Annotated in this window: 12 protein-coding genes; 7 read left to right on the forward strand and 5 right to left on the reverse strand. The window is 65.3% G+C overall.

Annotated features, from left to right (window positions below):
- Positions 1 to 9: 9 nt before the first annotated feature.
- The 5 genes from fadA to AC3WL2_RS13670 all read left to right on the forward strand — a co-directional run bounded on the left by fadA (position 10) and on the right by AC3WL2_RS13670 (position 5142).
- A complete protein-coding gene (gene fadA / locus AC3WL2_RS13650) occupies positions 10 to 1185 on the forward strand; it encodes an acetyl-CoA C-acyltransferase FadA (RefSeq protein ID WP_023629457.1) in 1176 nt (391 codons plus the stop codon).
- Between the two features lie 78 nt (positions 1186 to 1263).
- Complete coding sequence (locus AC3WL2_RS13655; RefSeq protein ID WP_102683169.1) at positions 1264 to 1515, forward strand: DUF1653 domain-containing protein; 252 nt, start codon at positions 1264 to 1266, stop codon at positions 1513 to 1515.
- 100 nt (positions 1516 to 1615) lie between these two features.
- Positions 1616 to 4225 (forward strand): type I DNA topoisomerase, encoded by a 2610-nt coding sequence (topA, locus tag AC3WL2_RS13660; protein ID WP_102683150.1) that lies wholly within the window; start codon positions 1616 to 1618, stop codon positions 4223 to 4225.
- A gap of 110 nt (positions 4226 to 4335) precedes the next feature.
- Positions 4336 to 4857, forward strand: coding sequence for a DUF6586 family protein (locus tag AC3WL2_RS13665; protein WP_102683151.1), 522 nt, complete (start codon positions 4336 to 4338; stop codon positions 4855 to 4857).
- Between the two features lie 51 nt (positions 4858 to 4908).
- Positions 4909 to 5142 carry a hypothetical protein gene (locus tag AC3WL2_RS13670; protein ID WP_023630868.1) on the forward strand — a complete coding sequence of 78 codons (234 nt, stop codon included), beginning with the start codon at positions 4909 to 4911 and terminating at the stop codon, positions 5140 to 5142.
- Positions 5143 to 5193: 51 nt separating this feature from the next.
- Here AC3WL2_RS13670 and sulA read toward each other — a convergent pair whose 3' ends face one another.
- Positions 5194 to 5670, reverse strand: coding sequence for an SOS-induced cell division inhibitor SulA (sulA, locus tag AC3WL2_RS13675; protein WP_102683152.1), 477 nt, complete (start codon positions 5668 to 5670; stop codon positions 5194 to 5196).
- A gap of 13 nt (positions 5671 to 5683) precedes the next feature.
- Positions 5684 to 6292, reverse strand: coding sequence for a transcriptional repressor LexA (gene lexA / locus AC3WL2_RS13680; protein ID WP_102683153.1), 609 nt, complete (start codon positions 6290 to 6292; stop codon positions 5684 to 5686).
- Between the two features lie 198 nt (positions 6293 to 6490).
- Between lexA and AC3WL2_RS13685 the strand changes: the two genes are divergently transcribed.
- Together AC3WL2_RS13685 and nagZ are read left to right on the forward strand one after the other, a co-directional pair.
- Entirely contained in the window at positions 6491 to 7195 is a 705-nt protein-coding gene (locus tag AC3WL2_RS13685; protein WP_046856397.1) for a TetR/AcrR family transcriptional regulator, read from the forward strand.
- A gap of 180 nt (positions 7196 to 7375) precedes the next feature.
- Positions 7376 to 8374, forward strand: coding sequence for a beta-N-acetylhexosaminidase (gene nagZ / locus AC3WL2_RS13690; protein WP_172670930.1), 999 nt, complete (start codon positions 7376 to 7378; stop codon positions 8372 to 8374).
- A 66-nt stretch (positions 8375 to 8440) separates the two neighbouring features.
- Here the strand turns inward: nagZ and AC3WL2_RS13695 are convergent, their stop codons facing one another.
- The 3 genes from AC3WL2_RS13695 to mfd are packed head-to-tail and all read right to left on the reverse strand — an operon-like array spanning position 8441 to position 15776.
- Positions 8441 to 11752, reverse strand: a complete 3312-nt coding sequence (locus AC3WL2_RS13695; protein WP_102683154.1) for a DEAD/DEAH box helicase — start codon at positions 11750 to 11752, stop codon at positions 8441 to 8443.
- A gap of 4 nt (positions 11753 to 11756) precedes the next feature.
- Positions 11757 to 12317 carry a CsiV family protein gene (locus tag AC3WL2_RS13700; RefSeq protein WP_102683155.1) on the reverse strand — a complete coding sequence of 187 codons (561 nt, stop codon included), beginning with the start codon at positions 12315 to 12317 and terminating at the stop codon, positions 11757 to 11759.
- A 9-nt stretch (positions 12318 to 12326) separates the two neighbouring features.
- Entirely contained in the window at positions 12327 to 15776 is a 3450-nt protein-coding gene (mfd, locus tag AC3WL2_RS13705) for a transcription-repair coupling factor (RefSeq protein ID WP_102683156.1), read from the reverse strand.
- Positions 15777 to 15862: the final 86 nt, after the last annotated feature.

Consider the following 15862-nt stretch of genomic DNA (forward strand, 5'->3'; position numbering starts at 1 on the left):
AATATTGATATGAGCCTGAATCCAAGAGACGTGGTGATTGTCGACTTCGGTCGCACGCCGATGGGCCGCTCCAAGGGTGGCATGCACCGCAACACCCGTGCCGAAGACATGTCCGCGCACCTGATCAGCAAGCTGCTGGAGCGCAACGACAAGGTCGACCCGAAAGAAGTCGAGGACGTGATCTGGGGCTGCGTCAACCAGACCCTGGAGCAGGGCTGGAACATCGCCCGCATGGCCTCGCTGATGACCCAGATCCCGCACACCTCCGCCGCGCAAACCGTCAGCCGCCTGTGCGGCTCGTCGATGAGCGCGCTGCACACCGCCGCCCAGGCGATCATGACCGGCAACGGCGACGTGTTCGTCATCGGTGGTGTCGAGCACATGGGTCACGTCAGCATGATGCATGGCGTCGACCCCAACCCGCACCTGTCCTTGCACGCTGCCAAGGCTTCCGGGATGATGGGCCTGACCGCCGAGATGCTGGGCAAGATGCACGGCATCACCCGTGAGCAACAGGATCTGTTCGGTGTGCGTTCGCACCAGCTCGCCCACAAGGCGACGGTCGAAGGCAAGTTCAAGGACGAGATCATCCCGATGCAGGGTTACGACGAGAACGGCTTCCTGAAGGTCTTCGACTACGACGAGACCATTCGCCCGGAAACCACCCTCGAAGGCCTGGCGTCGCTCAAGCCGGCGTTCAACCCGAAAGGCGGCACCGTCACCGCGGGCACCTCGTCGCAGATCACCGACGGCGCCTCGTGCATGATCGTCATGTCCGGCCAGCGCGCCATGGACCTGGGGATCCAGCCACTGGCGGTCATCCGTTCGATGGCGGTCGCCGGCGTGGACCCGGCGATCATGGGCTACGGCCCGGTCCCGTCGACGCAGAAAGCCCTCAAGCGCGCTGGTCTGACCATCGCCGACATCGACTTCTTCGAGCTCAACGAAGCTTTCGCCGCACAGGCCCTGCCGGTGCTGAAAGATCTGAAAGTGCTCGACAAGATGAATGAGAAGGTTAACCTGCACGGCGGCGCTATCGCCCTGGGTCACCCGTTCGGTTGCTCGGGGGCGCGGATTTCCGGCACCCTGCTCAACGTCATGAAGCAAAATGGCGGTACCCTGGGCGTCGCCACCATGTGTGTCGGCCTGGGCCAAGGCATCACCACTGTCTTCGAACGCGTCTGATCGCGTCGCAGGACAGCAGCCGGGGCCATGTGCCCCGGCTTTTGTTTTTTACAGGATTTGTTCAAGAGGGCGAGCGACATGCAGATACAACCTGGTGTGTACCGGCATTACAAAGGCCCTGAGTACCGTGTTTTCAGCGCTGCGCGACACTCCGAGAGCGAGGAGTGGATGGTGTTCTACCAGTGTCTGTATGGTGATTACAGCTTCTGGGTCAGGCCACTTTCGATGTTCCAGGAGTCCGTCGAGGTTGACGGCGAGCAGGTGCCACGCTTTGCTTTGGTCAAGGCCGAAGAGGGCCTTGGCGAGCGGCTGGGCAAGGTGCACGAGTGATAGAGCGCGCTTGACCTCACTCTTTTGCCACTATATATAGCGGTGCCGCGTCCGGCACCTGACGCGTTTTTCATCTTCAGATTCAGGAATACTCCGATCCATGGGCAAATCGCTGGTCATTGTGGAATCCCCGGCCAAGGCCAAGACCATCAACAAGTACCTGGGCAGCCAGTACGTGGTGAAGTCGAGTATCGGCCACATCCGTGACCTTCCCACCAGCGGTTCCGCCAGTGCGAGCAAGGAACCGGCGGCCAAGCGTGGCAAGGCCGCGGCCGAGGCTCCGGCCTTGTCGCCGAAGGAAAAGGCGCGCCGTACCCTGGTTGCACGCATGGGCGTCGACCCCGAGGCGGGCTGGAAGGCCAAGTACGAGATCCTTCCCGGCAAGGAGAAGGTCATCGAGGAGCTGCGCCGCCTGGCCAAGGATGCCGACACCATCTATCTCGCAACCGACTTGGATCGCGAGGGGGAAGCCATCGCCTGGCACCTGCGCGAGGCCATCGGCGGCGACGACAGTCGTTACAAGCGCGTGGTGTTCAACGAGATCACCAAGAAAGCCATCCAGGAAGCCTTCTCCCAGCCGGGCGAGCTCGATATTGACCGGGTCAACGCCCAGCAGGCGCGGCGTTTCCTTGATCGCGTGGTTGGCTACATGGTCTCGCCGCTGCTGTGGGCGAAAATCGCCCGTGGCCTTTCTGCCGGCCGCGTACAGTCGGTGGCGGTGAAGCTGGTGGTCGAGCGCGAGCGCGAGATCCGGGCGTTCAACCCCGAAGAGTACTGGGAAGTCCACGCCGACCTGGGTACTGCCAAGAACGCCAAGGTGCGTTTCGAGGTCGCCCGTGAGAAGGGCGAGGCCTTCAAGCCGCTTAACGAAGCCCAGGCCATGGCCGCGCTGGAGAAGCTCAAGGCCTCGAGCTACAGCGTGAGCAAGCGCGAGGACCGGCCGACCAGCAGCAAGCCTTCGGCACCGTTCATTACCTCCACCCTGCAGCAGGCCGCAAGCAATCGCCTGGGCTTCGGGGTGAAGAAGACCATGATGATGGCCCAGCGTCTGTACGAAGCCGGCTACATCACCTACATGCGTACCGACTCGACCAACCTGTCGACCGACGCTGTCGAGATGGCCCGCAGCTACATCGAGAAGGAGTTCGGCAAGCAGTACCTGCCTGCCGCGCCCATCGTCTATGGCAGCAAGGAAGGGGCCCAGGAGGCGCACGAAGCGATCCGTCCGTCCGACGTCAGTACCCACCCGACCAAGCTCAGTGGCATGGAGCGTGACGCCGAGCGCCTGTACGAGCTGATCTGGCGCCAGTTCCTGGCTTGCCAGATGCCGCCGGCGCAGTACCTGTCCACCAGTGTCACCGTGGTGGCGGGCGAGTTCGAGCTGCGCGCCAAGGGCCGTATCCTCAAGTTTGATGGTTACACCCGTGTCCTGCCGCAGCAGAGCAAACCGGGCGAAGACGACGTGCTGCCGGAAATGGCCCAGGGTGAAGCGCTCAAGCTGATCCAGCTCGATCCCAGCCAGCACTTCACCAAGCCGCCGGCGCGCTTCACCGAAGCCAGCCTGGTCAAGGAGATGGAAAAGCGCGGCATCGGCCGCCCATCCACCTATGCGGCGATCATTTCCACCATCCAGGACCGCGGCTACGTTACCCTGCACAACCGTCGCTTCTACTCCGAGAAGATGGGCGACATCGTCACCGAGCGCCTGTCCGAGAGCTTCGCCAACCTGATGGACTACGGCTTCACCGCCGGCATGGAGGAGAACCTCGACGACGTGGCCCAGGGCGAGCGTGACTGGAAGAACGTCCTCGACGAGTTCTATGGCGATTTCAGCAAGAAGTTGCAGACCGCCGAGTCCAGCGAGCACGGCATGCGCGCCAACCAGCCGACCCTGACCAACATTCCGTGCAAGGAATGTGGCCGGCCAATGATGATCCGTACCGCGTCCACTGGCGTGTTCCTCGGCTGCTCGGGCTATAGCTTGCCGCCGAAGGAGCGTTGCAAGGCAACGGTCAACCTGGTGCCGGGCGACGAAATCGCCGCTGACGACGAGGGCGAGTCCGAGTCCCTGGTGCTGCGCGGCAAGCACCGCTGCCCGATCTGCGCGACGGCGATGGATGCCTACCTGCTCGACGAGAAGCGCAAGCTTCACATCTGCGGTAACAACCCGGACTGCGTCGGCTACGAGATCGAAGAAGGCAACTACCGCATCAAGGGCTACGAAGGCCCGAGCCTGGAATGCGACAAGTGCGGCAGCGAGATGCAGCTCAAGACCGGCCGTTTCGGCAAGTTCTTCGGCTGCACCAACCCAACCTGCAAGAACACCCGCAAGCTGCTCAAGAGCGGCGAGGCGGCGCCACCGAAAATGGACAAGGTGGACATGCCGGAGCTCAAGTGCGAGAAGGTCGACGATACCTACGTGCTGCGTGACGGTGCCTCAGGTCTGTTCCTGGCCGCCAGCCAGTTCCCGAAAAACCGCGAAACCCGTGCGCCGCTGGTGCTGGAGATCGTCCCGCACAAGCATGAGATCGATCCGAAGTATCACTTCCTCTGCGAGGCGCCACAGAAGGACCCGGAAGGGCGCCCGACGGTGATCCGCTATAGCCGCAAGACCAAGGAGCAGTACGTGCAGTCCGAGGTTGACGGCAAGCCTACCGGCTGGAAGGCGTTCTACGACGGCAAGGCGTGGAAGGTCGAAGACAAGCGCTGATCTGAAGGCGTGACTGGGGCCGCTCCGCGCCCCCAGTCATTTGATGACAAGCAAAGCGCAATCCCTGAAACTGCAGGCAATCGCCTTGCAGCCTTCAGGAGTCAGTCGAAATGGCCCAGGAACTCTACACTCGCACCAACCAGAAACTGTTCTTCGCCGGCCTCGCGCTGGAGTCCATGGCCAAGGCCGCGGACAGCCAGGCGATGAATGCCCAGGGGCTGCTCCAGGCCGAGCGCGAGTCGGCGCTGTTCCACCTGTATGGCGCGCTGCTTGGGCTATGCCACGAGATCGCCGGCTTCTACCGCCTGCCCCAGGCCTCGGCGGCACGGGCGGAGTTGCTGTTCAGCGACGAGGTGCTGCAGAGCGTGGCGATCCCGGAAATGGCCGAGCTGCTGGAGCTGGCCCGCCAGCCGGAAACCTGGCTGGCGCGTCTGCTGGCGGCTTATGCCGATTTGTTCCGACCACCGGTCGCGAAGAAAACCGTGAAGGGTGACGTTACCCAGCCGCTGATCCAGGCCGTCAATCTGGACGCGTCTGAGCCGGCTGAGCTTTCCCGGGAGGAGTTGGAGGCCTGGCGGCAGAACCTGAAAAGCCTGGTGAGACGATTCCGCGATGCGCTGAGTGAGTGCTGAGCGCTTCCATGGCTGGTACACTAATGGCCTTTCGTGAAAAGCAGGCCCTTTATGTCAACGTCCTTTCTAGAAATTGTCGAGTTGCCTGATGGCCGGATCGAGCTGCGCCGCGCCGAAGATGAAGGCTCCCTGGTAACCCTGGATTTCTCCGAGGATGCCAAGGCATTCCTGCAAGGACAGCATGTGGAAGTGGCCAAGGCCATGCTCAGCGTCGGCGTGCAAATGGCCGGCCGCCTGGTTGAAGGCGACTTCGAGCGTGAAGAGGGGCCGCGCGTCCTTCACTGAGCCACGGTAGCGGCCCAGGGTTTCAAGCGATTGACAGGCAAAGCCTGAACATCAGCCGAGGCGGATGTTCAGGCTTTGTGCGTTTCCGCTGGCCGCTGCGCGCTGCAGCTGTTGGCGGGCGTTGCTGTTGATGGTGCCCAGCCAGCTGACCACGGTATGGCTGTGCCCGAGGCGCAGTGCCTCGCAGGCCAGTTGCAGGGCTGTCTGCCTGCCGCCGGGTTGCAGCAGCAGGATGCGTTCGCGGTTTAGGCCGGCGTCGCGCAGCCAGGCCTGGGTGAGGCTGCCGGGTGGGGCGATGAGCGTCAGCCAGCGGCTGTCGTCTTCTTCGCTGAGTTCGCGCAGGATCGGCGCCAGCAGGCTCTGGCAGTGCCCTGCCGCGCCGCGCAGGGCCAGCTCGCTGAACAGCTCTGGCTGGCTGCTCTTGCGCGGTGGCGCGCTGGGCTTGAGGCCTGGTAGCACCGGCTGGGCAAGGAAGGCCTCGAACAGCGGCAGCTGGGCTTGCTGGGGTACATGGGTGAACGGCTGCATGACGCCTCCTGGTTCAGCGGCGCAGAACGCCGACGCTCAAGCCCTCGATCACCAGCTCCTGGTCCTTCAGGTCGACTTCGATGGGGGCGAATTCGGGGTTTTCGGCGATCAGCCAGACCTTGCTGCCTTCGCGCTTGAAGCGCTTGACGGTCACTTCGTCGCCGATACGGGCCACCACGATCTGGCCATTGCGGGCTTCGCGGGTGGTGTGCACGGCAAGCAGGTCGCCGTCGAAAATACCGATGTCCTTCATGCTCATGCCATGCACCCGCAGCAGGTAATCGGCGCGAGGGTGGAAGAACGCCGGGTTGATACTGCAGGAGTCCTCGATGTGTTGTTCGGCGAGGATCGGTGCACCGGCGGCGACGCGGCCGATGATGGGCAGGCCGCTGTCCTCTTGCTTGGGCTCGAGGCCGGGGATGCGGATACCGCGGGAAGCGCCAGGGGTCATCTCGATGGCGCCCTTGCGGGCCAGGGCTTTCAGGTGCTCCTCGGCGGCGTTGGGCGACTTGAAGCCCAACTCCTGGGCGATCTCGGCACGGGTCGGCGGGAAGCCGTTGTCTTCGAGGCAGCGTTTGATGAAAGCCAGAATCTCGGCTTGGCGTGGCGTCAGTTTCAGCATGGGCGAGGGCTCTGTCTTTATATACAGTGACTGGGATTATATACAGTGGCTGGCAAGCTGCAAGCACATCGGCTGCAAAGCGTGCGCATTCAATGCCTTGTGGCTGTGTTTAAATGAGCGACCGCCCGGTCATCGAGTCTTGACAGAATCAGCCTTGAAACGTATGTTTCAAACAACTGTTTGTCAGGCGGAGTAGTCATGGCCCAATCGGAAACCGTTGAGCGCATCCTCGATGCGGCGGAGCAGCTGTTCGCGGAGCGCGGGTTCGCGGAAACCTCATTGCGGCTGATCACCAGCAAGGCCGGAGTCAACCTGGCGGCGGTGAACTACCATTTCGGTTCGAAGAAAGCCCTGATCCAGGCGGTCTTTTCGCGCTTCCTGGGCCCGTTCTGCGCCAGCCTGGAGCGTGAGCTCGACCGCCACCAGGCGCGTCCCGAGCAGAAGGCCTCGCTCGAGGAACTGCTGGAAATGCTGGTGGAGCAGGCCCTGGTCGTGCAACCACGCAGCAACAACGACTTGTCGATCTTCATGCGCCTGCTGGGCCTGGCCTTCAGCCAGAGCCAGGGGCACCTGCGCCGTTACCTGGAAGACATGTACGGCAAGGTGTTCCGCCGCTACATGCTGCTGGTTAACGAGGCCGCGCCGCGCATTCCGCCACTGGAGCTGTTCTGGCGCGTGCACTTCATGCTCGGCGCCGCGGCGTTCAGCATGTCGGGTATCAAGGCCCTGCGCGCCATCGCCGAAACCGACTTCGGCATCAACACCTCGATCGAGCAGGTGATGCGCCTGATGGTGCCGTTCCTGGCCGCCGGCATGCGTGCCGACAGCGGTGTCACCGACCAGGCCATGGCCGCGGCGCAATTGCGCCCACGCAGCAAGTCCGGCGCGCCCGCCAAGGCCTGAGCACTGGGCGGGGCAGGGCGCTTGCGCTAAGCTAGCGCCCATGCCTGAACTCGCCCCCGCCGCAATTCCCGTCAGCACGGCAGCTTCGCCACTGAACCATCGGACACCGCGTTGTCCGATGTGTGCGTGCGTCTGCGCGACCTCCGGATCTCCAATGAAGGATTCCCAATGACTGCCAGCCTGCAAGGCTCCCTGATGGTGGATATCGCCGGTAAATGGCTGACCGCCGAAGACCGCCATCTGCTGCGCCAGCCCGAAGTGGCCGGCCTGATCATCTTTGCCCGCAACATCGACAGCCCGCGCCAGGTGCGCGAGCTGTGCGCCTCGATCCGCGCCATCCGCCCCGAGCTGATCCTCGCCGTGGACCAGGAAGGCGGGCGGGTCCAGCGCCTGCGCCAGGGCTTCGTGCGCCTGCCGGCCATGCGCGCCATCGCCGACAACGCCAATGCCGAATACCTGGCCGAGCAGTGCGGCTGGCTGATGGCCACCGAGGTGCTGGCGGTAGGCCTGGACCTGAGCTTTGCCCCGGTGCTGGATCTCGACCATCAGCGCAGTGCCGTGGTCGGCAGCCGCGCCTTCGAAGGCAATCCGCAGCGGGCTACCGAACTGGCCGGCGCCTTCATCCGTGGCATGAATGCCGCGGGCATGGCCGCCTGTGGCAAGCATTTCCCCGGTCACGGCTGGGCCGAGGCCGATTCCCATGTGGCGATCCCGGTCGATGAGCGCAGCCTGGAACAGCTGCGCGCGGCCGACCTGGTGCCGTTCACCCGCCTGAGCGGGCAGTTGGCGGCGGTGATGCCGGCCCACGTGATCTACCCGCAGGTCGACAATCAGCCGGCCGGCTTCTCCCGGCGCTGGCTGCAGGACATCCTGCGCGGCGAGCTGGGCTTCGACGGGGTGATCTTCAGCGATGACCTGTCCATGGCCGGCGCCCACGTGGTGGGCGATGCCGCCAGCCGCATCGAGGCGGCGCTCAGTGCTGGGTGCGACATGGGCCTGGTGTGCAATGACCGGGCTTCGGCCGAGCTGGCGCTGAGCGCGGCGCAGCGCATGAAGGTCAAGCCGTCGCCGCGGATTGCACGGATGCGCGGGCAGGGCTTCGCACGTACCGATTACCGCCAGCAGCCGCGCTGGCTGGAGGCGTTGGGGGCGTTGAAGGAAGCCCAGCTGGTCGATTGACCTCGCTGGCCTCGTCCTGGGCAAGCCCGCTGCCACGCCCCCCTGAGGGTTCGTGGGAGCGGGCTTTTACTTACTTCGCTTGCCCGGCAGCGGCGCGAACAGCGCCTCGATCTCTTCATCCCCCAACCGCCATTGCCCGGCCTGCCCGCCATCGAGCAGCCCGGCTGCCAGTGCCGCCTTCTCTTGCTGCAATTGCTGGATCTTCTCTTCCACCGTTCCACGGGTGATCAGCTTGAACACGAACACCGGCTTGTCCTGGCCGATGCGGTAGGCGCGGTCGGTGGCCTGGTTCTCGCTGGCCGGGTTCCACCACGGGTCGTAGTGGATCACGGTGTCGGCGGCGGTCAGGTTAAGCCCCGTGCCGCCGGCCTTGAGGCTGATCAGGAATACCTCGCTGTCGCCATTCTGGAACTGCTGCACGGGGGCGCGACGGTCGCGGGTATCGCCGGTCAGCAGGCTGTAGCGGATGCCGCGCTTCTCCAGCTCGAACTCGATCAGTGCCAGCATCGAGGTGAACTGCGAGAACAGCAGCACCTTGCGCCCCTCGCTGAGCAGCTCCTCGAGCATCTCCAGCAGGCTGCCCAGCTTGCCCTTGTCGGCGAACGAACCCTTGGCCTCGGTGCCCTTGACCAGGCGCAGGTCGCAGCACACCTGGCGCAACTTGAGTAGTGCATCGAGGATGACGATCTGGCTGCGCGCGGCGCCGTTGCGGGCGATCTCGTCGCGGACCTTCTTGTCCATTGCCACCCGCAGCGCCTCGTAGGTGTCGCGTTGGGCGTCGCTGAGCTCGACCCAGTGGATCATTTCGGTCTTGGCCGGCAGTTCGGTGGCCACCTGTTCCTTGGTACGGCGCAGCAGGAACGGGCGGATGCGGCTGGCCAGGTGGGCCATGCGCTCAGCGTCGCCGTGACGCTCGATCGGGGTACGGTAGTCCTGGGTGAAGCGCTTGCTGTCGCCCAGCCAGCCGGGCATCAGGAAGTGGAAGATCGACCACAGCTCGCCGAGGTTGTTCTCCATCGGCGTGCCGGTCAGGCACAGCCGCTGGCTGGCCTGCAGCTCGCGAACGGCCTGGGCCGCCTTGCTGGTGCTGCTCTTGATGTTCTGCGCCTCGTCCAGCACCAGCAGGTGCCAGGGCTGGGCCTTGAGTGGTTCGAGGTCGCGGGGGGCGAGGGCGTAGGTGGTCAGCACCAGGTCATAGTCGGCCAGATTGGCGAAGTGCTTGTTGCGGCCTGGGCCGTGCAAGGCCAGCACGCGCAGGTCGGGGGCGAAGCGCCGGGCTTCGTCGAGCCAGTTGGGCACCAGGCTGGTGGGCATCACCGCCAGCGCCGGATGTGCCAGGCGCCCGCTTTCTTTCTCCAGCAGCAGGTGGGCCAGGGTCTGCAGGGTCTTGCCCAAGCCCATGTCGTCGCCGAGGATGCCGCCGGTGCCCATCTCGCGCAGGGCCTGCAGCCAGTTCAGGCCTTGCTGCTGGTAGGGGCGCAATGTGGCGTTCAGGCCTTTGGGCGGCATCACCTGCAGGTCGCGAGCGTCACGCAGGCGTCGGCCCAGATCGCGCACATGGCTGCCGCCTTCCCATTGCAGCGGCAGGTGGTCGATTTCGTTGAGGCGCGCGGCATCGGTGCGGTCCAGGCGCAGGCTCGGGCCCACGGCGTCCTCGTGCAGGTACAGTTCGCCCAGGGTGCCCATCACCGCCTTGATGCGCCCGTAGGGCAGGGCGACCCGCAGTGCCGGGCCGTCATGGCGGGCGCGGTTGAGGTCAATCAGCAGGTGCTCGTCGTCATTGCGCCGCGCCAGTTCGCTGGGTCGCAGCAGTTCCGGGCTGGTGCGCAGCAGTTGCAGGACAATGGGCAGCAGGCTGTGGCGCTGGCCGTCGACCACGATACCCAGCTCGAGGTCGAACCATTCGTGGCCTGGCGCTTCCTCGATGGTGGCATACCAGTCGTCGACCTCGTGCAGGTTGAACGCGAAGTCGCGGTGCACGTCGATCGCCCAGCCCGCTTCGCGCAGGCGCGGCAGGCCCTCGCGGGCGAAGCGCAGCCAGGCTTCGTCGTCGGGCAACTGGTACATTTCGCCGGCACTGTCGGGGAGGGCCTTGCTCTGACGGGTCGCCACCTTGAAGCCGTGGTCGCGCAGGGCCATGCGTAGGGCCTGCTCGGCCTGTGGCTGGCGCTGGATGCGTTGGCTGGTGGTGCCCACCAGGCGGCTGAGTGACTTGTCGTCGCTGCCGCTGGCACGCAGGCCGTCGTAGTCGAACGCCAACGCGGCGCGGTGCTGCATCTGGCGTTGCATGCGCCCGGTCTTGGGCGTGTAGGCGCTGAATTCGAGACTGCCGAGGGTCAAGTGTGGGGTCGGCTCGATGCCGTCGAGCTGTTCCTCCTGCACGGCGGTGGGGGTCGGCAGGCCATGGTTGAGCGCGTTGAGCTTGTGGCTGAGAGGCACGATAAGGTGTTCCGGTACATCGGGGGCAAGGGACAGCTGCAGGGCGGTGTGCGGGTCGAGGGTGTGGGTGACGGTGCCGACTTCTTGGCTGTCGACATCGAAGTAGAACAGCGGCACCAGCGGCAGCACGCAATTGAGCGGTTCCTCGCCGTTGTACCACATGCCCCGATAGTCGCCACTGTTCAGGCGTACCCAGCGGAATTGCGCCTGGCGCGGGGCGCCCTGAACCATCAAGGGAAAGTCTTCGATGAACATCAGGCGCCCGGTATCCAGCGCCCGCTGCAGCAGTTCGCCGCCCTCGTGCCCTTTCAGCGCGAAACCGCGCTCCTGGCCGAAAGGCGCGTTCTGCGCCGAAAGCTGACGCAGGATGCGCAGGTCTTCTTCCTTGACGTATTTTGGCGGCTCGTAGAGCAGTTCGTACAGCGAATGGATGCGGCTGTAGCGAATGCCATGCTCTTCGCGGGTGCCTTTGCGCACGCGCAAGGCGCAGCTCTTGTCGTCCTTGAGCATGAGTTGGTAGCAGACCATGCGCCCGCGCCGGTCTTCAGCGCCGTCTTGCCTGGGGGTGGGCTGCTCCAGGCCTTGCAACCAATGCTGCAGGTGATGGGGCAGTTGCTCGCCGCTGGCCGCGCCGCGCCCGTAGCTGCTGGCCAGGGTGTAGAGCGCGGCGGCGCAGTGCTTGCAGTTCTCGCCGACCGGGCAGGAGCAGTTGCCGCGCACATGGCATTGCCCGGATGGCCCCGCGGTGATGATGATCCGCTGGCGGTAGACATTGCCGCCGCTGCCGCGGCAGGTGGACTCGATGCGTGAATCGCCGTGGGACTGGATCTGCACCAGGCCCTGTTCGGCGTAGCGCTCGCCACGTTGCAGGGTGGCCGCGGAAAAGTCGCGCTTCCAGCTCGGGTTCTCGGCCGCCAGCTTCTGCACATCGGCGTTCACGGTTTCACTGCTCCATCATTTCCGGGTCGGGCAGCGGCATCTTGCGCATGCCGGCCGGTGAAACCTTGAGCAGCACGGCCAGGTGCCCGCCATCGAGGAAGGTCAGCTGCCCGGCCTTCATGTTGCTGTTGCTCTGCTTGAACTGCTCGCTGCGCAGCACGCTGCCATTGCCGTCGAGCTGGTTGACCCAGAGGTTGGCGTCAACGGCGATGAAGCGGCTTTCCTTGATGCGCAGGTTGCCCTCGATCGGGAAGTGGCCGAACTGTTCGTCACCGGCACTCAGGGCAACGGTTTCGCCATCCTGTTGCCAGGCCTTGTGCAGCAGCACGGTGTAGTCGGCGGTGGCCTGCAGGCGGGTGACCTCGTCACCCAGGCCGGTCGGGCGTTCAGCGCCCTTGTCCAGGCGTGGCGCGCCGGCGCTCCAGTCTTCCGGGGCAAACGGACTGGTAATGGCCGCTACGGCGTTCTGCCGCACCAGGACCATTTCCACCTGATACGGGCCTGCGGCGAAGGCGGCCGGCGCGATCAGCGTCAGCAGCAAGGTCAGGCAACGGATGGCACGCATGAAGCTTCCTTAGTGTGTTTGTGGGGTAAGGCGCTCGAACAGCGCTTCCAGGGTGTTGAAACGTTCTTCGGGGCGTTCCATCGGCACCAGGAAGCGGAACTGGGTCGCGCCTTCGAACTTGTAGCGTTTGGGCTGGCCCTGGATCAGCTTGATCAGGGTCAGCGGGTCGACCGGGGTTTCGGCCTCGAACTCGAGCTTGCCGCCGTTGGGGCCGGCGTCGACCTTCTTGATGCCGAGCTTTTCCGCCTGCAGCTTGAGCAGGGTCAGGCGCATCAGGTTCTTGGTCGGTTCCGGCAGCAGGCCGAAGCGGTCGATCATCTCCACCTGCAGGTCCTTGAGGCCCTCTTCGTCGGCCGCCGAGGCGATGCGCTTGTACAGGATCAGGCGCGCATGCACGTCGGGCAGGTAGTCCTCGGGGATCAGCGCCGGCAGGCGCAGGTTGATCTCCGGGCCGCCGCCGAGCGGCTGTTCGAGGTTCGGCTGGGTGCCCTTGCGGATGGCCTTGACCGCGCGCTCGAGCATCTCCATGTACAGGGTGAAGCCGACCGCCTGGATCTGCCCGCTCTGGCCTTCGCCGAGCAGTTCGCCGGCGCCGCGGATCTCCAGGTCGTTGGTGGCCAGGACGAAGCCCGCGCCCAGGTCCTGGGTGTTGGCGATGGCCTCCAGGCGTTTCTCGGCGTCGGCACTGATCTGCTGGCGCGGTGGCGTCAGCAGGTAGGCATAGGCCTGGTGGTGGCTGCGCCCGACCCGACCACGCAACTGGTGCAATTGCGCCAGGCCGAACTTGTCGGCGCGCTCGATGACGATGGTGTTGGCGCTCGGCACGTCGATGCCGGTCTCGATGATGGTCGAGGCGATCAGCACGTTGAAACGCTTGTGATAGAAGTCACTCATCACCTGCTCGAGCTCGCGTTCGCGCATCTGCCCGTGACCGATGCCGATACGTGCCTCGGGCACCAGCTCGGCCAGCTCGGCGGCGCACTTCTCGATGCTCTTCACATCGTTGTGCAGGTAGTACACCTGGCCACCGCGCAGCAGTTCGCGCAGCAGCGCCTCCTTCACGGTGCTCTTGTTCTGCTCCATGACGAAGGTGCGCACCGACAGGCGCCGCGCTGGCGGGGTGGCGATGATCGACAGGTCGCGCATGCCCGAAACCGCCATGTTCAGCGTGCGCGGAATCGGCGTTGCGGTCAGTGTGAGGATGTCCACCTCGCTGCGCAGCGCCTTGAGCTGTTCCTTCTGGCGCACGCCGAAGCGGTGTTCCTCGTCGATGATGGCCAGGCCCAGGTCCTTGAAGCGCACATCGTCCTGCAGCAGCTTGTGGGTGCCGATGAGGATGTCGATCTTGCCTTCGGCCAGTTCCGCCGCGGCGCTGGCGACTTCCTTGGCCGACTTGAAGCGGCTCATCACCTCGACCTTCACCGGCCAGTCGGCGAAGCGGTCGCGGAAACTGTTGTAGTGCTGCTGGGCCAGCAGCGTGGTGGGTACCAGCACCGCCACCTGGCGGCCGCTGTGCACGGCGATGAAGGCGGCGCGCATGGCCACCTCGGTCTTGCCGAAGCCGACGTCGCCGCACACCAGGCGGTCCATGGGCTGGCCGGCGAGCATGTCGGCCCGCACCGCCTCGATGGCGGTCTGCTGGTCGGGGGTTTCCTCGAACGGGAAGCCGGCGCTGAAGGTGGCGTAGTCGGCGGCCGGGTCGGCGAAGGCGTAGCCTTTGCGCGCGGCGCGGCGGGCATAGATATCGAGCAGCTCGGCGGCGACGTCGCGCACCTGCTCGGCGGCCTTGCGCTTGGCTTTCTGCCAGGCTTCTGAACCCAGCCGGTGCAGTGGGGCCAGGGCGTCGTCGCTGCCGGTGTAGCGGGCGATCAGGTGCAGGTTGGCCACCGGCACGTAGAGCTTGGCGCCCTCGGCGTATTCGAGGGTGAGGAACTCGGCGGCCTGGCCGTCGATTTCCAGGGTGGCCAGGCCCAGGTAGCGGCCCACGCCATGGTCGATGTGCACCACCGGCGCGCCTTCGCGCAGCTCGGTGAGGTTCTTGATCACCGCGTCGTTGGCCGCCTCGCCGCGTTTCTCGCGGCGCCTGCGCTGCATCACGCGCTGGCCGAACAGCGGGCTTTCCGCTACCAGGGCAATGGCGGGGTCGTCCAGCAGCAGGCCGTCGTCCAGCGGTGCGATGGTGATCGCCAGGCGTTCGCCGCCAGTGACGAAGTCGGCCCAGCCGTCGACGGTCTGCGGGCGCAGCTTGAGGCGTTCGAGCAACTCGAGCAGCACTTCGCGGCGGCCCGCGGACTCGGCGGTGAACAGCACGCGGCCGCTGAACTGGTCGAGGAAGTTGGCCAGCTCCGCCAGCGGCTGGTGGGCCTTGGCCTCGATGGCCAGGTTGGGCAGGGCGCGGGCGGCGAAGCGCTCACGGCCAGCGCCGGCCTCGACGTCTTCGCCACTGATCACCACTCGTGGCCACTGCTTGAGGCGGGCGAAGCAATCCTCCACCGGCAGGAACAGCTCCGCCGGTGGCAGCAGCGGCCGGCTCATATCGCCGCGGCGCTCTTCATAGCGCCCGCGCACATCGTTCCAGAAGTGTTCGGCGGCCTGCTCCACGCCCGGCAGCGAGAACACCTGGGTGTCGGCCGGCAGGTAGTCGAACAGGGTGGCGGTTTCTTCGAAGAACAACGGCAGGTAGTACTCGATGCCAGCGGGGATGATGCCGCTGGTGAGGTCCTGGAAGATCGCGCTGCGGCGGAAGTCGACGTCGAAGCGTTCGCGGAAACGCGCCTTGAAGCGCGTCACCTCGTCCTTCTGCATGGGGAACTCGCGCGCCGGCAGCAGGCGGATCGAGTCGACCTTGTCGATCGAGCGCTGGCTCTCCGGGTCGAAGGTACGCAGGGTCTCGATCTCGTCGTCGAACAGGTCGATGCGGTACGGCTGCTTGCTGCCCATGGGGAACAGGTCGATCAGCGCGCCGCGCACGGCGAACTCGCCATGCTCGTAGACCGTGTCGACGCAGCGGTAGCCGCTGGCTTCCAGGCGCGCGCGCATCTGCTCGACGTCGATCTTCTGGCCCACGTCCAGCACCAGGCTGCTGCCCAGCAGGAAGCGCGTGGGGGCCAGGCGGTGCAGGGCGGTGGTGATCGGCACGACGAGAATGCCGTGGTCCAGCTCCGGCAGCCGGTAGAGGCTGGCGATACGCTGGGAGATGATGTCCTGGTGCGGCGAGAACAGGTCGTAGGGCAGGGTTTCCCAGTCGGGGAAAGGCAGCACCGGCAGTTCTGGCGCGAAGAAGCGCAGCTCCTGCTCCAGGCGGTCGGCCGCCTGGCTGTCGGCGGTGAGCAACAAGGTGAAGCGACCGGCGGTACTGGCAGCCTCGGCGACGGCCAGGCTCAAGGCCGCGCCGGGCAGGTTGCCCCAGGTTTGTTTGCCGGCCGTGGCCGACATTTGCGGTAGGCGCAGAACTGACACGGGAGATCGGACTCCAAGCGTTGCGGCAAAGAGGTCGATTGTACCGGTGACGAGGCGCGCTGTCAGGTTCGAAAGGGCTTGGCGAC

This window comes from Pseudomonas sp. FW305-96, from assembly GCF_058783825.1.